Consider the following 18,172-nt stretch of genomic DNA (forward strand, 5'->3'; position numbering starts at 1 on the left):
ACACCAGGAGCTGCACCATGAACACCAAACGCCATCCCCGTATGACCGCGACAGCGACTGCTGCGGAATTTCTGATGGCCTCCCGCCAGTGTGAGATCCGTAATCTGGAGTACTTTCTGCAGATGGGGCGGTTGGTGCAGAGCGTGGGCAATCTGGTCCATGGCCTGCAACGGGAGCGAGGCGCCACCAATCTTTATCTGGGGTCCGGTTGCCAACGCTTTGCCCGGGAACGTACCGCCATGGTCAAGGAAAACGACCAGTTGGCCGCTACCTTCCGGCAGGCATTGGCAGACATTCAGGAGGACCTCACCACCCATCCGGTCAGCAGCCCACTGCTCGGGCACATCGCCAGCGCCCTGCACAGCCTCGACCAACTGCCCGGGTTGCGGCAGCGGGTGAATGACCAGGAGGCCAGTGTTTCGGAGGCCACGGAGTGGTTCTGCGACAGTATTCATCAACTGATTACGGTTGTTTTCGAAGCGGCAGAAACCGTGGCAGAGCCTTCGATTGCGGGACTGCTTGTGGCCATGGTGCATGTCATGAACGGAAAGGAATATTGTGGTCAGGAGCGGGCCGCAGGTTCCGCGGGGTTCTCCAGCGGACACTTCGATAACGCACTGTCACGGCGCATGATGCACCTGGTTGAAGCGCAGGAGCGGTGTTTTGAGGTCTTTGTCGGCTTCGCCAGTGAGGAGAGCCTGTCGCTCTGGCAAGCCCTGCGCGCTCACCCGCGGGAACTGGAAATTGAGCGGATGCGACAGATGGCCGTTTCGGTCGGGCCCTATAAGTCTCTGGATAAAGACATGGCCGACCGCTGGTTCAATCTGATGACAGAGCGCATGGACGATCTGAAGAAGATTGAGGATTCGGTTGAGAGCGCTTTCCACCATCGCTGTGTGGAGCGCTATACCGAAGCGCGTCACTCCCTGGCTCATCAGGAAACCCTGCTGGCCTCGCTGGAACAACGCCATGCCTCCACAACGCCCGTGCTGGTGGTTTGCGATAACGGTGTAGAGGCCGGAGCTGCCGATGCGTGGGCCGGGGAAGGTGTCGGGCAGCAATCAGGCCGATCCATCTTTGACCTGGTCCAGGAACAGACCCGCCGCCTGCGCCAGATGTCTGAAGAATTGCAGAGTGCCAAAGAAGCTCTGGAAGATCGTCGTACCCAGGAAAAGGCCGTCCTGCTGTTGATGGAACACCGCAACATCAGCAATGACGAAGCCCACCGCCTGCTGCGAAAACTGGCCATGGACCAGGGCAAGCGACTGCCCGAAGTCGCCCGGGCACTGGTATCCATGGCAGGGGTCTTAAGCTGATACTTGAACCAGGCCGGGACGGGGCGCCCCGCCCCGGCATAAAGTCAGGCCGAAGCTGAATGCCTGGCTGCCGGCGCCTCGGGTTTTGCACTGCTGCCGCGGCGACTGTTCAGTGACTCCAGCTTGCGCTGTTTCTCGTACAGGAACGACAACACCTCCTGCCGGTAATGCACATATTTGGCATCATCCGCCAGGGCCACACGATTGCGAGGCCTTGGCAGATCAATGTGCAGATCTTCCCCCACCGTGGCGGCAGGGCCGTTGGTCATCATGATAATGCGGTCGGACAACAGCACCGCCTCGTCCACATCGTGGGTAATCATGATCACGGTATTGTTCAGCTCCTGCTGAATTTCCATCAGCGAATCCTGCAAATGGGCCCGTGTCAGGGCATCCAGCGCCCCGAACGGCTCATCCATCAGCAACACACTGGGTTTCATGGCCAATGCCCGGGCGATGCCCACCCGTTGCGCCATCCCCCCGGAAATCTCGCCCGGCCGCTTGTTGGCGGCGTGGGCCATATTCACCAGTTCCAGGTTATGGGTAATCCAGTCCTTGCGCTCCTGCCGGGTCATCGACTTGCGAAACACCTGCCGGACTGCCAGTTCCACGTTTTCATACACCGTTAACCAAGGCATCAGGGCATGATTCTGAAACACCACCGCCCGCTCGGGACCGGGCGAATTTACCTCATGCCCATCCAGCACACAGCCACCCCTGGAGGCCTGCAGTAACCCGGCAACAATGTTCAGCACCGTCGATTTTCCGCAGCCGGAATGGCCGATCAGTGAAACAAACTCCCCTTTCTGGATCTTCAGGTTCACATTGTCCAGGGCAATGAACGGTCCTTTCGGCGTATCAAACGCCATTTCAACACCGGTTAGTTCAAGATGTGATTTAGCCATAGCAGGATCCCCTAAACAGGTCAGACGAGCGCCGGGTGGGTAGTGCCTCCCGGGACCCTCAAAAACATGGATGTTTTTGCGGAGCTTACAGGGACGTATTCACCGCGTGTCCCGGGAGGCACTACCCACCCGGTGCGGCATGCTCCGCCGTCAGAGATTTCAGGGTTAAGTGAGGCCACAGGTAAAAGTCGGTCACTCATTCCAGGCCACCTTCCGCTGAATCAACAGCATGACCCGATCCAGCAAAAACCCGATAAACCCGATGGCCAGCACCGCCACCATAATCCGACTCAAAGACTGGCTACTGCCATTCTGGAACTCATCCCAGACAAACTTGCCCAGCCCCGGACTCTGCGCCAGCATCTCGGCGGCAATCAGCACCATCCAGGCAATGCCCAGCGACACCCGCAAGCCGGTAAAGATCATCGGCACCGACGAAGGCAACACCACCTTGCGAACGTGGGTCCAGAACGACAGCCGAAGTACCCGGGAGACGTTCAGCAGGTCGGGGTTTACCGCTGCCACTCCAACGCTGGTGTTGATCAGTGTTGGCCAGAGACTGCACAGAGTGACCGTAATCATCGAGGTCAGGAACGACTTCTCGAACATTGGATCGTCACTGACATAGGTGGCCGATACCACCATGGTCACCAGCGGCAGCCAGGCCAGCGGAGAGACCGGTTTGAAGATCTGTATCAATGGGTTCACCGCCGCCTGGAAATACCGGTTGAGGCCAAACACAATGCCCAGAGGTACGGCAATCAGCGACGCCAGGGCGAAACCGGCCAGCACCGTCAGCAGGCTGGTGACCACCTGGTCGAGAAAGGTGGGTGCGCCGGGGTAAGCCCGAATACGGACGTCTGCCTCCGGGTTGTCGGCCAGAATGCGGGCATTACGCTCCTCCTGCATGGCGATGAACTTATCGGCCCGCTCCCGCTGGCCGATATGCTCCTGCCACAGTTGTCCGGACTGTTCCCACACCTGCACCGGGCCGGGAAAGGCCCCCAGGGAGGTTTCCACCTGTGGCGCGGCCAGATGCCAAAAGCCCAGGAAGACCAGAATACCAACCAGTGGTAACAGCAGCTGCTTGCCCTGGCTGAGCCATTCGCCCGGTTGCAGACCGGAAAGTAGCTGGCGGCTGCCACTGGCCATGGACTGACCGATTCTTGCACTGAACGTTGTCATGTCAGGCCCTCCCTTACGGTGTCTCCGACCCTTTCAGGCCGATACTGAAACGGTTGATGTAGGCATTGGGTTCGCGCGGAGTGAAAGGGACGCCGTCAATCAGCTCACCCTGCATGGGGCGTTCAAAATTCTCCTGGGCAAAGTCCGGGAAATCACTGGCGGTCATCAGGCCGTCCTCGATCAGTGACTGGGCCGCTTCGGCGTAAAGATCGCCCCGATACACCCGGGCTGCGGTCTTCATATACCAGTCGTCGGATTTTGCTTCGGGAATCTGGCCCCAGCGCCGCATCTGACTCAGGTACCAGATCGCATCAGACGGATACGGATAGGTAGCGTGGTAGCGGAAAAAGACGTTGAAATCCGGTACTTCCCGGACATCGCCCTTTTCATACTCGAAGGTACCGGTCATGGAGTTGGCAATGACTTCCCTGTCGGCCCCCACGTAGCTGGGGCGGGCAAGGATGTCCACGGCGGCCTCCCGGTTAGCATTCTGGTTTTCGTCCAGCCAGTAAGCTGCGCGGATCAGAGCCCGCAGTAACCGAAGGTGGGTATTGGGGTTCTGCTCGGCCCAGGCTTCGGTGACCCCGAACACCTTTTCCGGGTTGTTGGGCCAGATTTCATAATCGGTAATCACCGGTACACCGATGCCCTTGAAAACCGCCTGCTGATTCCAGGGCTCGCCCACGCAGTAGCCCTGTATGGTGCCTGCTTCCATGGTGGCGGGCATCTGGGGCGGCGGTGTCACGGAGAGGTGCACATCGGCCTGGAGGGTGCCGCTGGTATCGCCGCGCTGGGGCGCGTAGAAGCCGGGATTCAGGCCACCGGCGGCCAGCCAGTAACGCAGTTCGTAATTGTGGGTGGACACCGGAAACACCATGCCCATGCGGAAGCGCTCGCCGTTGGCGCGGGTCTGCTCAACCACCGGCTTCAGTGCGCTGGCTGAAATCGGGTGTTCTGGATGATCACCTTCCATTTCCAGGTTTGGTTTCATCGCTTCCCAGACGTCGTTGGACACGGTAATACCGTTGCCGTTGAGGTCCATACTGAAGGCGGTGATGATATCGGCCTGGGTGCCATAGCCTATGGATGCGCCCAGGGGTTGGCCGGCCAGCATGTGGGCACCATCCAGTTCACCGGTGATGACCCGGTCCAGCAGCACCTTCCAGTTCGCCTGGGCTTCGAGTTCTACGAATAACCCTTCGTCCATGAAGTAGCCCTGTTCCCAGGCAACCGCCAGGGGCGCCATATCCGTGAGTTTGATAAAGCCAAGCTTGAGATCGGGTTTCTCCGCCGGGCCAATATCGGCCTGGGCCAGGGAACTCAGGCCGATCAGGGTGGCGGTCAGTAAAGGTCGAACATAATGGTTCACTGTCTTCATCGTGATGCCTCTCGGTTCTCTCATTTCAGACGCGCAAAAAAAAGCGCCTGCCTCCGTTGCCGGAGAGCAGGCGCCGATGCCTGTAAATGAGAGCTGTGATGTCGTGATGGTTCACTAATCACTCAGCACAAGCCGTGCCATCCAGGACTATTCATGTATTTCAGTAAGTTGCGGGAGCCCTGGTCGTTCCAGCAGGGGAAGCCCGTGCTTTGCCGGGGTGGTTTTGGTGCAGAAAATCGCCCTTTGCACCAAGGTGAACGCCCATCGATAGGCTTTTCAAGGAAGCTATTTAGCGGTGCAACTGGCTTCGACAGGCGCACCAGGCGTCATTCAAGGCCCTTGGAGACATCAAATCGTGCGCTGGCCCCCTAATTGCTTTCTTTTATGGCAGACAACACAGGCAACGAAGCCCGCCCCCCGGCTCTGGAAACGGAAACCGGGTGGTGGGCTTTTTTGGTTCAAGAGCGAGGAACAGCATGAAACACCACGACACGCCAGCGGACTCTATTGCCACCACCTGCCCTTACTGTGGTGTTGGCTGCGGTGTTCTGGCCGCCCCTGGCCATGTCGAAGGCGATCATCAGCACCCAGCCAATGGCGGGCGGCTTTGCGTCAAAGGTTCTGCCTTGCACGAGACGCTGGAGGATGCCAGCCGGTTGCTGGTGCCAAAGGTTGCAGGCTATGAGGTGACATGGGAGGAAGCCATTGACCGGGTCGCCGGAGCCATTTCCGACTCGGTGCGGGAGCATGGCGCGGAATCCGTGGCCTTCTATCTTTCCGGGCAGTTACTCACGGAGGATTATTACATTGCCAACAAGCTGGCAAAGGGGTTCATCGGCACACCGCATGTGGATACCAATTCCAGACTGTGCATGTCCTCGGCCGTTGCGGCACATAAGCGTGCTTTTGGCGAGGACTGTGTTCCCGGTTGCTACGAGGATCTTGAGCTGGCGGACCTGCTGGTGCTCGCGGGCAGCAACGCCGCCTGGGCCCACCCGGTACTGTACCAGCGAATGAGTGCCGCGCGCCGTCAGGGACGGAGAGTGGTGGTCATCGATCCCAGAAAGACAGCGACAGCGGACCTCGCTGATCTGCACCTTCAGCTTCGCCCCGGAACCGACACCCTGTTATTCAATGGCCTGCTGGTCTGGCTGCACGATCACGGGGCCCTGGCGGAGGACTACCTTGCAGAGCATTGTAACGGCTTCGAGGAAACCCTGGCGATCGCCCGATCCTGTGCGCCTTCCGTGCAAGCGGTAGCCAGGGGCTGCGATCTGGCAGTAGAAGAGGTGGAGTGTTTCTATCGATGGTTTGCAGACACCGGACGGACAGTGACCGCGTTTTCCCAAGGCATTAATCAGTCGGTTGCTGGTACGGATAAGGCCAACGCCATCATTAACTGCCATCTGGCTACTGGCCGGGTGGGCCGACCGGGAGCGAGCCCGTTTTCGCTGACGGGACAACCCAATGCCATGGGTGGCCGTGAAGTTGGCGGGCTGGCCAATACTCTGGCAGCCCATATGGATTATGACACCCCGGGCGCTTTGCTCAGGGTTTCGGATTTCTGGCACAGCGAGCAGATGGCCGGTGGTCCCGGCCATAAAGCGGTGGACCTGTTCGAGGCAGTCCATCGGGGAGAGATCCGGGTACTCTGGGTGATGGGCACCAACCCCGCAGTCAGCCTGCCGGGCAGTGAACGTATTCACCAGGCATTGTCCCGTTGCCAGACTCTGATTGTCTCGGATTGTGTGGCCCAGACCGATACCACGCAGTTTGCCGATATTCTCTTGCCGGCTGCCGGTTGGGGCGAGAAAGATGGAACGGTGACCAATTCCGAACGGCGCATTTCACGCCAACGCCGGTTTCTGCCCCTGCCAGAGCAGGTCCGGCCGGACTGGCAGATTATTCGGGACGTTGCCTGTTCGCTGGGCCATGCTCATGCTTTCGATTACACATGCCCTGCCGATATCTTTCGCGAACATGCGGTGTTGTCCGGTTATGGTAACGGAGGCGAGCGTGTGTTCAATATCTCCGCCTTGTCTCAACTCAGCAATCAGGAGTACGACGAGCTGGCGCCGGTGCAGTGGCCGGTCACGGATGGTAACCCCGGGGCCTGGTTGCAAACCCGTCGGCTATTTGGGAACGGGCAATTTCCCACGCCGGATGGCCGGGCACGATTGGTGCCCGTGTCCAGTTTGCCGCCCGGGCAGCTGCCTGGACACCGGTACCCGCTGGTGGTGAATACCGGCCGAATCCGTGACCAATGGCATACCATGACCCGAACGGCCCTGGCACCCAGGCTGTTTGCCCATCGCAGCGAGCCGTTCATAGAGTTGCACCCGGCGGACATTGCCGGCTTTGGTTTGATTGAAGGTGCCCTGGCAGTGCTGCGTGGGCCGGGTAATGCAGGCTACGTTGGCCGGGTCCGGGGCAGCACCGGCCAGCGCACAGGTGAAGTGTTTGTGCCCATCCACTGGAATGGCCGGTTTGCCTCCTCTGCTTTGGCGTCCAGCCTGATCCGTCCGGTTGTGGACCCCATTTCCGGTCAGCCAGAAGGCAAGCATGGTGTGGCGACCATCCGGCCTCTGGTGACCCGCTGGCAGGCGAGGCTATTGCTGCGTGATCCCCGCCTTGCCTCGTTGGACCACACCGCTCTTGCCTACTGGAGCTGCCAGCGCCTGCCGCACAGTCACGGCTGGTGGTTCGCCGGTGGCCACGAGATGAACTGGCGGGACTGGGGGCACCGGTGTTTTTCGCGGGAACCGGAACTGGTTATGGAAGACCGAGCGAGACAGCGCTACCGGGCCGCCTGGCTTAGTGGCGATCGACTGGACGCCGTGTTGCTGGTTGAGCCCTGTGTCCAGACCATGCCGGATCTGGACTGGCTGGACAGTTGTTTTGGCAAAGGTGAGCTGGCGCCGGAACAACGCCGCTCGTTACTGGCGGCAGGCACAGTGGAAGGGGAAGCGTCAGGGCCGATTATCTGCAGTTGTTTTGGCGTGGGTGAGCACCAGATTGCCCAGGCCATTGAACAGGGCATGGCCAGCCCCGAAGCACTGGGTGAGCAGCTGAAGTGTGGCACCAACTGTGGCTCCTGTTTGCCGGAGATCCGGGGCCTGCTGGCGCGCACCGGGGCTCGGGAACCTGCCTGAATCAGGCCGCGGCCGCCCGCCTAAGCAGCGACAATGGTACCCGATAGCGAAGGATCCGGGCATGCTGGCTGACAGTCACCGTGCAGGTCTTGCGGTTAACGCGTACCACCTGGCCCCGCTTCTCGCGCCGGCCATCGCCGAACACCACCGAGTCCCCCACCTGCCAGCGCCGGTGCTCCGCAGCGGGACTCGGAAATTCAAAGGGTCTACTGGGTAGCGCTATCCCGCAGTCGCTGGCCAGCCCGGACAGGTAACGTCGGGTAGCGTCGGCTGCACCGCTATGATGCAGCTCGTCCAGGGCTTCATAGAAATGCCGGTTGTGAACGGAGCCGTAATGCCGTTGCCCGGCGCTGTGCTGCAGCAAATGGGCAAACTCATGGCAGCAGGTATGCGCCAACAGGTTCAGCACAGTTACCTCGCCCCCGAAATAACCCCGGCCACGGATCTCACGGGTTGATAGCCAGCCCTGGGCGGTGGCCGGTTGATGCTTGGCGGCGATCATCCGGGCTCCGTAGGTAATCAGGTGCTGTTTCTTTCGAGGATCAAAACGGTGGTAGGTGGCCTGGCCCGAGCCGACCCGCAATGCCAGCCCGGCGCCCGGATTTGCCTGCTGAACCCAGCCTTCAGCCGGCGTCCAGAGAATGTCCCGGGTGGTCTGGCACATGAGGGTGCCAATCTGCCTTGCTGTTTGCGATTGAGTGGGGGTCACAAAATGTACCGGTGGCGCTTGATCTCGAATGTCAGGCAGCTATTTTCCAGTAATTTGCTGGTGAAAACAAAAACGGCCGGCCCGAGGGCCAGCCGTTTTCCTGCGATCGAACCTGAGGGATCAGGCTTCGACCGGGGAACGCCAGTCGTCAGCACCGGAAGTGCCGGCAACAGCGTGTTCCCAGGTAACCTTACGGTAGGCCAGGGATACTTCTACCAGTTGGGTGAACTCGGCCTTGGCCGGATCCTGGCAGTGGGGCATGTTGCAATCGATGTTGATGATGGTGGCATCTTCCAGGATGGTGGAGAAGAAGTGCTCCTGTTTGCCTTCTACGGAAGTGCGGTACCACTTCAGCTCTACCTTCGGCAGCATTTCGCCGGAAGCCAGGGCGTTGTACATCAGCGGAGTGGCTTTGTTCAGGGCCGCAGTGAACTTGAACGGCTTGTGAACACGCTGACCGGAAGGCTGGCCGGACTGGGGATCCGTCGGAACGGTAACAACGTGGCTGAATTCCTGGACCAGCACTTCGTCTTCATGACCTTCAACGTAGATGTTGCCTACGGAATCGGAAGTGAACGCGCCAGCGGTGATGTTACCCTGGGTTTGGCCTTCGATGCTGATATAACAAGGAGTTGGCATAGTCTGCTCCATGACAATGTTGTGAATGAGTGTCCCAAGGATGTTCCCTGGACGGCATAATAGGTAACAATCGCCGTGCCAGTTGTTGAATGTAGCGATATAACAACTAGTTACGTGGAGTTCGGGCATTGTCTGAGTGTCTTCGGGCAAGGCGTTGCTTGGCGGGCGGGCGAGCTTTTGCTGGCCGGGCAATAAATGGCCCGGGGCTCAGTTCCAGGAGCCACCGGCCAGGGAGGTTAATAGCGCCAGCAGGAGCAGGGCCGAGACGCCTTGCCAGAAACGCACCGGATGCCGCTCCATGAGAGGTGGATGGTGTCGGGCACGCCAGTCCCGTCCGGGGTGTCGGAGTTCGTAGAGCAGTTCTGATAGCGCCGGGTAGCGGCGATGGGGCTCCGGATGGGTAGCCCGGGCCAGGGTGGCATCCAGCCACGGCGGCAGGTCTTCACGCCAGGCCCTGGCGGGCCGGTATGTCAGAGCCTGTAGTTGTTTGCGAGTGCGGATGCGGGGTACATCGGTATGGTAGGGCAGGCGCCCGGTTAATAGTTGATAGATAATCACGCCCAGGGCGTACTGGTCCGACTGCCAGCTGCCGGGTTCGCCGAGAAAGAGCTCCGGCGCCGAGTAGAGGGCGGCTCCAACCGGATAGCAAGCGGCAGGCTTGCCCGCTTCTTCCAGACCGGCGACCCGGGTGGCTCCGAAATCGACCAGCATGGCGCGGCCATCCGGTGAGATCAGGACATTTTCGGGTTTCAGATCCTGGTGCACCATTTCCAGCCGGTGGAAGGCCCTGAGCCCCCGGATAATCTGCTCGGCCAGTTGTCGCACGGTTTCCAGATCTGGCTGCGGGTGATCAAGCATCCATTGCCGCAAGGTACAACCTTCTACAAAGTCAGTAGCCAGATACAGGCAACTTTGCGGACGCTCCGGGGCAAAGATGGCAACCACATGGGGGCTCTGAACGCGCTGGGCAATCCAGCGTTCAGTGACGAATCGCTCCAGCTCATCCGGATATTGCCGCAACTCCATCGCCGGGAACTTAATTGCGACTTGCTTCCCGGACCTCTCATCCCTGGCCAGGTAAACGTGGCTTCGGCTGCTGATATGCAGGGCCCGGATGATTCGGTAGCCGTCCAGCACCTCACCGGGAGCGGGCTCGCGCGCGAATGGCAGTTCGCGATAGGCTTTCTGGGCGCTGGCGTCCTGTGTCCGAGAGGGTAACCGGGTTACCCGCAATACCTGGACCGTCAGGTTATCCTCACTTCCCCTTTCCAGGGCGAGTTGGGCCAGCGACCGGGCGGCGTGATCCAGATCGTCCCCGTTGTCGGCAAGGCAAAGGGTGATATCACCGGCCGAGAGCCGTTCGTAAACGCCATCGGTCATCATCAGAAACACGTCGTTCCGGTGCAGGGCGAGACTGCGATACTCGATATCCAGTTGCGGGCTCAGTCCAAGAGCCCGGTTCAGGCAGCTTTCCTCGGCCGAAAGCCAGACCCGGTGGTCGGTTGTGAGTTGTTCCAGAGTGTTGCCCTGAAGCCGGTAGATACGGGCGTCTCCCACATGAAACAGGTGCGCCGTTGCGGATTTCAGAACCAGGGCACTGAAGGTGCAGACGTAGCCCCGGTCCTGGTCATAGCGATATCGGCTTTGTCGGGTCTGGGCGTGCAGCCAGGCATTACTTGCCCTCAGCACCCGTTCGGCCGATTGTTTCACCGACCAGCTCTCGGGGGTTGAGTAGTAGTCGCTCAGGAAGCCGGCCACCGCCGCTTCACTGGCGATCTGGCTGACATTGCTGGAGCTGATGCCATCGGCAATCCCTGCCGCAATTCCCTTGCTGTGGCGCTGGTGATTGTCGGGTATCAGCAGGCCATGGAAATCCTGGTTGGCGGGTTTCCGGCCGGCGCTGCTGAATTGTCCGGCTTCTATCGTGAGCTGTTCGCAGTTGGACATGAAGATGAGCCACTGAAGCCTGCCGGTGTGTGCGGCACCGGCGGGGCCTTGGTGGTTATCAGGCGCTGCGGGCGCTGACGGGTTCGCGGTAGTCTGTTGCCAGAGTGCGCTTGGGTGCGGTACGAACGTGGGTGGCGTAAAGCGTCAGGCCAGTGAAGGACAGGCCGCCCACCAGGTTGCCCAGAACGGTGGGGATCTCGTTCCAGATGAAGTAGTCCATGATACCGAACTCGCCGCCCATCATCAGGGCAAACGGGAACAGGAACATGTTGACGATGGAATGCTCGAAGCCCATGTAAAAGAACAGCATGATCGGCATCCACATGGCCAGCACCTTGCCCTGGACCGTGGTGGAGATCATCGCGCCCACCACGCCCATGGACACCATCCAGTTACACAATACACCCCGCAGGAAGATAGTGAACCAGCCAGCCACACCATGTTCGGCATAACCCAGGGTACGGGCCTTACCGATAGAGGCAATCTTGTCGCCCACCACCCCGGCTTCAGTGTTGAAACCGTAAGTGAAGACAAAGGCCATGATGGTGGCAACCGTCAGGGCGCCGCCGAAGTTACCCAGGAACACCCAGCCCCAGTTTCGAAGGATGCCGCGGGTATCCACCCCGGGGCGTCGGTCGAGAAGGGCCAGCGGGGTCAGCATGAACACCCCGGTGAGCAGGTCGAACCCCATCAGATAAAGCATGCAGAACCCGACCGGAAACAGCAGTGCGCCGACCAGCGGGCTGCCGGTCTGTACGCCGACGGTAATGGCGAATACCGCCGCCAGTGCCAGGATCGCCCCGGCCATAAAGGCCCGGATGAGGACATCCCGGGTGGCCATGTATATTTTTGATTCACCGGCGTCCACCATCTTGGTGACGAACTCCGAAGGCATGATGTAAGACATAGTGTGTTCCCCTGATCGCTTTCTGGTTATCTGGAGCCAACAAAAAACGGCGCCCTCATTGCCTGCCCGGTAGGGGCAGGAATGAGTAGACGCCGTCGTCTGAACAGAATGTGCGCGGGCAGCCTGAATGAAGATGAACAGGCTATCTGCTGAGGATGTCTGAGCAGAGAGTGTGCCAGTGTTGAGAGCTTTCAGGGTTTGATTTAAGAATCAACAGGTTGAGTGAGGGTATCGGTTGCGGTCTCGTGCCTGCCGTGCTGGCCGGCGCACCGGCAGAGTGCGCCCTGCCTTTCCTTGGTGCCTGGCAGGGAATGAGTCAGCGCAGATTAAAGCGGACTGGCAGAGCGTAGGTGAAGGACTTGCCGCGCATGGAGTCCGGCACGGCTGGCAGAGGCGCAGCTTGCGCCAGCATGGCCAAAGCAGCATCGTCCAGCAATGAGTGCCCGGAACTGTCGCGCAGCGAGTGTTCCACCAGCGAGCCATCGCGCCGGAACTCGAAGACAATCACCGGTGTACCCTCCTGGCCTAGCCGGCGGGCACGGCGAGGATACTCGTAATAGCGCGCCAGATGCCGGCTGAGCTTGCTCAGGTAGCTGTCTACCTGTGACGACTGACCGGCATTCTGTAAAGGTACCGCGCTTTGGTTGGTGTTACTGTCCGCTTCTTCGCCCTGAGGTTGTTCTGGGCTTTCTGCCACGGCCTCGGTGGTGCTGGATTCTGGTTCCTGCGGTGTGGGGGCAGGTTCTGGTATTGGCTCAGGTTCTGGTTCTGGCACGGGTTCAGGTTTCGGTTCCGGCTTTGGCTCTGGTTTGGGCTCTGGTTTGGGTTCTGGCTTGGGCTGCGGTTCTGGCTCTGGAGCCGGTTCGGGTTCCGGCGCGACCTCCGGCTTTGGCTCTACCGATTTCCTGCCGGCGAGATTGATCTTGATTGCGGGGGCGGTGTTCACGGCACTGTCGCCCAGAACCGGCATCTCCAGGATTTCCTCGGGCGTGGCCAGGATTGCTGCAAGGGCGGTTGCGATCATGGCGATGATCAGGAACAGGGCCTTGGGTAGCCGACCTGCTGTTGTCATGTGGCAGGCTCCGTGAGCAGCAGAACTTCCGAATAACCGCCCTCTTCCAGAGTCCTGAGCAAGTCCTCCAGCTCGGTCATGGTCAGGCTTTGATCCGCCGCAATCTTCAAGGGTACGTTCTCATCCGGAGCCGGAAGCGCGGCAAGCAGACTCTCACGGGTCTGGTGCTTGCCTTCGACCTGCCATTGGCCATCGGCCTGAACCATCATGTCGGCCTCGGGTGCCTGCTGTTCCGGACTCTGCTCGGTACCAGGCAGTTCTGGCAGCGGTTCGTTGGTAAGTTGTCCCGCTACAATGAAAAACATCAGCAGCAGAAACACCAGATTGATCAAGGGCAGCAACGCATCTTCAACGCGTTCCAGAAGGCCCTTGCCGGAGGTTGATGGAGGTGGAACCAGGTCTGTCATGAGTCAGGCGTGTTTGTACGCTTCCAGTGAGGTTCAATGCCGGCGTTATCCAGCGCACTGAGGGTCCGGGTGAAATGGGCCAGGCTGGTATCGGGCGTAGTGGCGAGATTGGCTTCGCTTACCCCTTCAGCGTTCAGCGTCGACAGCAGCTGCGCCAGGTCGAAGTCTTTCTTCTTCCAGCGTACCGTGCCATTGGCATTGACCCTGAGCTCTGGCAGGGGGGCGCCTGTGGCACTGCTCTGCTGGCCGGTATTGTTCGCCAGTTCCAGATAATCTACCGGTAACAACCGGGTGGTAAGCATAAAGAACACCAACAGGATGAACACCACATCGATCAGCGGTGTTATCCGGATGGGGATCGGGCGGTTTGGCCGGGGGTCAACCAGCTGCATGTGCCAGCCGCTGATTATCGCCGACCGAATAACTCCGGTCCGCCTCTGCTGCCCTCTCAGGGCGGGGCTCGGCTGCCGGTGTGGCCACGTCTGCCGCTGTGGCCGTTTCGTCGCCAGGCAACACGTTGAAGACGCTGACAAGGGCACTGTTGATGGTCTTGTGAATCCGGCGCAGACGGAACTCAATCCAGGCCGCCAGCGCCGCAAAAGGAATGGCTACCACCAGGCCTGCGGCCGTCGTGGTCAACGCCTCATAGATACCACCGGACAGCTGGCTGGCGTTAGCGCGACCATCGGTCGCCGCCATCGCGCTGAATGCTTCCATCATGCCCATTACGGTACCCAGAAGGCCCAGCAAGGGGGCCAGGGCGGCAATCACTTCGATGATTTTTAACGGTGCCTCGAAAGGTTCCAGCGCCGCTTGCGCATCCCTTACGGCGGTTTCCCTTACAGCACTGATATTCGGATTGCACTTGCTGGCTGTCATGGTGTTGACCAGCAGATGCATCAGTGGATTGGTACGCCCGAGCAAGCCAGCGTCGGCTCTGGTCTTTTCCGGGGTAGTCTGGGCCGGGGATGCCTGCCATTGCTGAACCAGGTAGCGCAACTTCCGGGTAAATCGCGGGGCGTAGAAGGTTCCGAACAGCATCAGGTAGAAGAACGTGATCACGCCAATGGCAGCTATGGCGATCAGAACGATCATGACTGGACCGCCCATTTCGACCAGTTGGCCGAGTGGTCCGTGGTCGAACAGCGATGCGGAAGTGGCAGTAATGGAATCCATACAGATATTCCCGGCGAGACGAAATAGACCTAAATAATAACGATTATCAGTAGAATTTCAAGTCTCGATCTGACGTATCCGCCCGCCTTTGTTAGACTTTCGGTGACGTTTGCAACTATCTGGTGTTCGTGAGGGGCGCCCAGTGCCTGAGGACCTGAGCAGCGGGAGTGATTAATTTGGTCAGAAAATGGTTCGGCAGCCTGGTCAACCGAGCGGTCGCTTTGGTAGTGGTGTTTGTGGCGACATCCGCGGTTGTCATTGCGGCCATCGGGTGGCTGCTCAGTCGGGCCGAGCTGGAGGACATGGCGTATGGTCAAGTGGAAACCATTGCCGGAATGGTCGCCAGGGAACTGGATCTGAAGCTGTCGGAAAGACTGGATGTACTGACATTGGTGGCCGAAGGCTTCCCCTCTACCGAGATCGTGCTGGAAAACCGGGCCCGGGTCCTGCTGCGTAATCAGGATGCCCTGCTCCAGCTTTTCGATGCCACCTTTATTCTCGATGCCGATGGTCGGTTACTGGCAGCTTCCCCGGCGTCGTATTACGTACCCGGTTTCAATGCCTCGCAGCGCCCCTACTTCACCGATCTGGTCAGCCGGATGTCGCCCATTATCAGCACTCCCTACATTACCGTAATTGATGAGCAGCCCGGCGTTATGGTGGCCGCGCCCCTGTTTGATGCAAAACAGCGATTCATCGGCATGATTGGCGGGCTGATTCTGCTGCAGGGCGACAATTTCATGAGTGAATTTGCCAGTGTCCGGGTGGGCCAGACCGGCTATCTGCGCCTGATAACGCAAAACGGCATCGTGCTTGCTGATGGTCTGTCGGGAGAGGTGATGGTGCCCGTAAGCAAATCGTCCCCCTCTTTACTGCAGGCGATGTCCGGTTTCGAGGGCACATCCCACGATCATCCGGGCCGGAAAACCGGGACCATAACCGGCTATGCGCAAATGGCGCTGGTGCCATGGTTTGTGGCCGCTGTCTGGCCCGAGCGTGAGGCCTTTGCTCCGGCACTGAGGATGACCGGTGGCTTCAGCTGGGCGTTGCTGGCGGTAGTATCAATACTGGCGCCTCTGGCTTTCTGGATCTTCTACCGGTTGTTGGCGCCGTTGCGCAATCTCGGGGTCCAGATATATCAGCGGCACACTGGTGAGCGGGAGGAGCCTGTTTCCGAGGTGGGCGGGTCGGAGATCCGCAACGTTGCCAAAGTCTACAACCAGGTGCGGCAGGAACGGGATGAGATTTTCCGGTCACTGGCCGAACGCGAGGCCTTCTTCCGGTCCCTCACCAGCAATGCACCTATCGGCATCGTACACACTGATATCCTGGGCCGTATAGAGTTCGTGAACCCGGCGTTTCTGGATATTGTCGGTCGCCCCGAGGACTGGCTCCGCCATCGCTACCTGATTGAAACCGTCGCCAGCGAAGACCGGGACAAGGCCATGAAAGGGTGGCGCAATGTTCTGGTACGCCGCAGCTTTTTCAGGAGCCGGCTACGGTTGCTAACCCATCGTCTGCCCGGTTATGTCTGGGTGGATGTCATTACCTCGGTGATCGACCTGCCGGACCAGGCCATTGGTACCATTACTGCCGTCCGGGATGTGACTCAGGAAATGCGCTTTGAACGGGCCATTCGCGAGGAACAGCAGCGGGCGGATTCGATTCTCGATGTGCTTCAGGAAGGGGTGCTGATGGTTGATACCGAAGGCGCTATCCGCTACGCCAACGGCGCCGCCTGCGGTTTTCTGGCGCTGGATGATGACTGTGTGGGCCATAACTTTTTCGAATCCGTCACCATCCGCCACGATAATGAAGAACTGGTTTACGACACTTTTCTGTCCGGAGCGGAAATCGACAATCGCTACGTAACCCTCGAAAACCTGGCTGGACGGATCTACGACATCGATCTGACCATGCTGCATCTGCGACGGGGCGAGCGGCAGGAACGGCTGGTGTTTGTACTCAGGGACGACAGTGAACGCAGGCGGGAAGAAGAACGATTATCCTGGGAGGCCACCCACGATGCACTGACCCAGTTGCTGAATCGGCGGGCGTTCACCGCCTCATTGCTCAAGGCGCTGGCGGATGCGCCCGGGCAACCGGTGCCTGCGGTACTGATGATGATCGACCTGGACCACTTCAAGCCAGTCAACGATGAAGGTGGTCACCTGGTTGGCGATGATCTGCTGAAGCGGCTGGCGGAGGTGTTCAAACAGGCCGTGCGTCAGTCGGATACGGTAGCCCGACTTGGCGGTGATGAGTTTGCCATTCTGTTGCCAGCCTGTGGTATGGCGCGTGCCGAAACCCTGGCTGAAAGCATCCGGGCAAAGGTGCAGGCGTTGAAGATCGAACACGACGGTCGCCAGTTTGGCGTCACCGTCTGCATTGGCCTGACGCCGGTTTCAGCCCACGACAACGGCCCGAAAGAGGTGATGGCACGGGCTGATGAAGGCTGCTACATCGCCAAATCCCGGGGCCGGAACTGCGTAGTATCGATTGCACTGCCGGACGAAGGCGACCGGCCTTAGCCAAGCCAGCCGGCAGAGCGCGCTGCCTGCCAGAGCAAGCGGAACGCCAGCAGGGTAAGTACCAGGTTGAAGGCGGTGTGGAACCACCGGTTATTGATGGATTTAAGCAGGTGTAATCCAAGCCAGGTGCCGGCAAAGCCGCAGGCGATCATGGCCAGAATAAAGAGCAGCCACTCCGAAAACACAAAACCGGCCACGCCGAATACCAGGGCCTTGGGGGCGTGCTGCAGGGTCATGGCGGTGCCAAAGGTGGCGACGGTGCGGAAGCGGTCGGTGTGAATCTGCTTGATAAACGCCGCCACCAGGGGGCCGGTAGCGCCCACGAACAGACTCACGAAACTGGTAATGGCAGAAGCGATAAACACGCCGAACGGGCCAAAAGAGGCCTTGGGCAACCCGGGGCCCCAGCACAGGTAAAGCACGAACAGGGCAATGCTCAGTTGCCACAGATGAGCCGGCAGATCGACCAGCAACCAGGCACCCAGTCCGGCCCCTGCCAGCACGCCTGGGGCGAAGGCGGCGATCACCTTCCAGTCGATATGATGCCGGGTCAGTATGGCCCGGCCACTGTTGGAACCGAGCTGGATCATGCCGTGCACCGGAATGATCGCCGCCGGTGGCAGCCAGGATGCCATCAGTACCAGCAGCAGGACACCGCCGCCGGCGCCCAGGGTGGCGGTGATCATGGAGGTAACCGCTGAAGCCATCAGCAGGAACACCATCACGCTTGTGCTCAGGGCTTCCGGAAACACGATCAGGCTCATGGAACTCACTCTGGTATTGGCGTAAGCTCCTGAGTTTCCGGTTTATAACGGGAATGTCCAGGGGACTTTCGCCGAAGAACAACA

15 protein-coding genes are annotated in these 18,172 nt (G+C 59.7%); 3 read left to right on the forward strand and 12 right to left on the reverse strand.

What is annotated here, in order from left to right:
- The first annotated feature begins 17 nt into the window (after positions 1 to 17).
- Positions 18 to 1,316: a nitrate regulatory protein gene (locus tag MARHY_RS00825; RefSeq protein ID WP_014420149.1), complete on the forward strand. Its 1,299-nt coding sequence runs from the start codon at positions 18 to 20 to the stop codon at positions 1,314 to 1,316.
- A 44-nt stretch (positions 1,317 to 1,360) separates the two neighbouring features.
- Here MARHY_RS00825 and MARHY_RS00830 read toward each other — a convergent pair whose 3' ends face one another.
- From MARHY_RS00830 to MARHY_RS00840, 3 genes are all read right to left on the reverse strand, one after another.
- Positions 1,361 to 2,221, reverse strand: coding sequence for an ABC transporter ATP-binding protein (locus tag MARHY_RS00830; RefSeq protein WP_014420150.1), 861 nt, complete (start codon positions 2,219 to 2,221; stop codon positions 1,361 to 1,363).
- Positions 2,222 to 2,413: 192 nt separating this feature from the next.
- On the reverse strand, positions 2,414 to 3,406 hold the full coding sequence (locus MARHY_RS00835) for an ABC transporter permease (RefSeq protein ID WP_014420151.1): 993 nt from the start codon (positions 3,404 to 3,406) through the stop codon (positions 2,414 to 2,416).
- A 13-nt stretch (positions 3,407 to 3,419) separates the two neighbouring features.
- On the reverse strand, positions 3,420 to 4,784 hold the full coding sequence (locus MARHY_RS00840; RefSeq protein WP_022993434.1) for a CmpA/NrtA family ABC transporter substrate-binding protein: 1,365 nt from the start codon (positions 4,782 to 4,784) through the stop codon (positions 3,420 to 3,422).
- Between the two features lie 476 nt (positions 4,785 to 5,260).
- On the opposite strand from MARHY_RS00840, the gene MARHY_RS00845 reads away from it, so the two are divergent.
- Positions 5,261 to 7,936, forward strand: a complete 2,676-nt coding sequence (locus MARHY_RS00845) for a nitrate reductase (RefSeq protein WP_050998993.1) — start codon at positions 5,261 to 5,263, stop codon at positions 7,934 to 7,936.
- A gap of 1 nt (position 7,937) precedes the next feature.
- On the opposite strand, the gene MARHY_RS00850 is transcribed toward MARHY_RS00845, so the two are convergent.
- The 8 genes from MARHY_RS00850 to MARHY_RS00885 all read right to left on the reverse strand — a co-directional run bounded on the left by MARHY_RS00850 (position 7,938) and on the right by MARHY_RS00885 (position 14,793).
- Entirely contained in the window at positions 7,938 to 8,600 is a 663-nt protein-coding gene (locus MARHY_RS00850; RefSeq protein ID WP_023007823.1) for a hypothetical protein, read from the reverse strand.
- A gap of 165 nt (positions 8,601 to 8,765) precedes the next feature.
- Positions 8,766 to 9,284, reverse strand: a complete 519-nt coding sequence (locus MARHY_RS00855) for an Hcp family type VI secretion system effector (RefSeq protein ID WP_011783759.1) — start codon at positions 9,282 to 9,284, stop codon at positions 8,766 to 8,768.
- Positions 9,285 to 9,491: 207 nt separating this feature from the next.
- Positions 9,492 to 11,231: a bifunctional protein-serine/threonine kinase/phosphatase gene (locus MARHY_RS00860; protein WP_014420156.1), complete on the reverse strand. Its 1,740-nt coding sequence runs from the start codon at positions 11,229 to 11,231 to the stop codon at positions 9,492 to 9,494.
- A 58-nt stretch (positions 11,232 to 11,289) separates the two neighbouring features.
- A complete protein-coding gene (locus MARHY_RS00865) occupies positions 11,290 to 12,138 on the reverse strand; it encodes a formate/nitrite transporter family protein (protein WP_014420158.1) in 849 nt (282 codons plus the stop codon).
- Positions 12,139 to 12,454: 316 nt separating this feature from the next.
- Positions 12,455 to 13,210 carry a TonB family protein gene (locus MARHY_RS00870; protein ID WP_014420159.1) on the reverse strand — a complete coding sequence of 252 codons (756 nt, stop codon included), beginning with the start codon at positions 13,208 to 13,210 and terminating at the stop codon, positions 12,455 to 12,457.
- Positions 13,207 to 13,617 (reverse strand): ExbD/TolR family protein, encoded by a 411-nt coding sequence (locus tag MARHY_RS00875; RefSeq protein WP_014420160.1) that lies wholly within the window; start codon positions 13,615 to 13,617, stop codon positions 13,207 to 13,209. The genes MARHY_RS00870 and MARHY_RS00875 overlap by 4 nt, the downstream gene beginning before the upstream one ends.
- Positions 13,614 to 14,009, reverse strand: coding sequence for an ExbD/TolR family protein (locus MARHY_RS00880; protein WP_014420161.1), 396 nt, complete (start codon positions 14,007 to 14,009; stop codon positions 13,614 to 13,616). Before MARHY_RS00880 ends, MARHY_RS00875 begins: the two co-directional genes overlap by 4 nt.
- Positions 13,996 to 14,793: a MotA/TolQ/ExbB proton channel family protein gene (locus MARHY_RS00885; RefSeq protein ID WP_041654448.1), complete on the reverse strand. Its 798-nt coding sequence runs from the start codon at positions 14,791 to 14,793 to the stop codon at positions 13,996 to 13,998. The genes MARHY_RS00880 and MARHY_RS00885 overlap by 14 nt, the downstream gene beginning before the upstream one ends.
- Before the next feature lie 176 nt (positions 14,794 to 14,969).
- Between MARHY_RS00885 and MARHY_RS00890 the strand changes: the two genes are divergently transcribed.
- A complete protein-coding gene (locus MARHY_RS00890) occupies positions 14,970 to 17,324 on the forward strand; it encodes a sensor domain-containing diguanylate cyclase (RefSeq protein WP_041655317.1) in 2,355 nt (784 codons plus the stop codon).
- Here the strand turns inward: MARHY_RS00890 and MARHY_RS00895 are convergent.
- The gene (locus MARHY_RS00895; RefSeq protein WP_023007819.1) at positions 17,321 to 18,088 is read right to left on the reverse strand and encodes a sulfite exporter TauE/SafE family protein; all 768 of its coding nucleotides are present in this window, start codon (positions 18,086 to 18,088) and stop codon (positions 17,321 to 17,323) included. The two genes, MARHY_RS00890 and MARHY_RS00895, sit on opposite strands and share 4 nt — an antisense overlap.
- Positions 18,089 to 18,172 lie beyond the last annotated feature (84 nt).

The sequence above is a fragment of the Marinobacter nauticus ATCC 49840 genome (assembly GCF_000284615.1).
In the GTDB taxonomy this organism is placed as follows: Bacteria; Pseudomonadota; Gammaproteobacteria; order Pseudomonadales; family Oleiphilaceae; genus Marinobacter; species Marinobacter nauticus.

Coding starts and splice junctions, on each gene's coding strand:
- MARHY_RS00825 (WP_014420149.1), top strand. CDS start 18: ATGAACACCAAACGCCATCCCCGTATGACCGCGACAGCGACTGCTGCG.
- MARHY_RS00830 (WP_014420150.1), bottom strand. CDS start 2,221: ATGGCTAAATCACATCTTGAACTAACCGGTGTTGAAATGGCGTTTGAT.
- MARHY_RS00835 (WP_014420151.1), bottom strand. CDS start 3,406: ATGACAACGTTCAGTGCAAGAATCGGTCAGTCCATGGCCAGTGGCAGC.
- MARHY_RS00840 (WP_022993434.1), bottom strand. CDS start 4,784: ATGAAGACAGTGAACCATTATGTTCGACCTTTACTGACCGCCACCCTG.
- MARHY_RS00845 (WP_050998993.1), top strand. CDS start 5,261: ATGAAACACCACGACACGCCAGCGGACTCTATTGCCACCACCTGCCCT.
- MARHY_RS00850 (WP_023007823.1), bottom strand. CDS start 8,600: ATGTGCCAGACCACCCGGGACATTCTCTGGACGCCGGCTGAAGGCTGG.
- MARHY_RS00855 (WP_011783759.1), bottom strand. CDS start 9,284: ATGCCAACTCCTTGTTATATCAGCATCGAAGGCCAAACCCAGGGTAAC.
- MARHY_RS00860 (WP_014420156.1), bottom strand. CDS start 11,231: ATGTCCAACTGCGAACAGCTCACGATAGAAGCCGGACAATTCAGCAGC.
- MARHY_RS00865 (WP_014420158.1), bottom strand. CDS start 12,138: ATGTCTTACATCATGCCTTCGGAGTTCGTCACCAAGATGGTGGACGCC.
- MARHY_RS00870 (WP_014420159.1), bottom strand. CDS start 13,210: ATGACAACAGCAGGTCGGCTACCCAAGGCCCTGTTCCTGATCATCGCC.
- MARHY_RS00875 (WP_014420160.1), bottom strand. CDS start 13,617: ATGACAGACCTGGTTCCACCTCCATCAACCTCCGGCAAGGGCCTTCTG.
- MARHY_RS00880 (WP_014420161.1), bottom strand. CDS start 14,009: ATGCAGCTGGTTGACCCCCGGCCAAACCGCCCGATCCCCATCCGGATA.
- MARHY_RS00885 (WP_041654448.1), bottom strand. CDS start 14,793: ATGGATTCCATTACTGCCACTTCCGCATCGCTGTTCGACCACGGACCA.
- MARHY_RS00895 (WP_023007819.1), bottom strand. CDS start 18,088: ATGAGCCTGATCGTGTTTCCGGAAGCCCTGAGCACAAGCGTGATGGTG.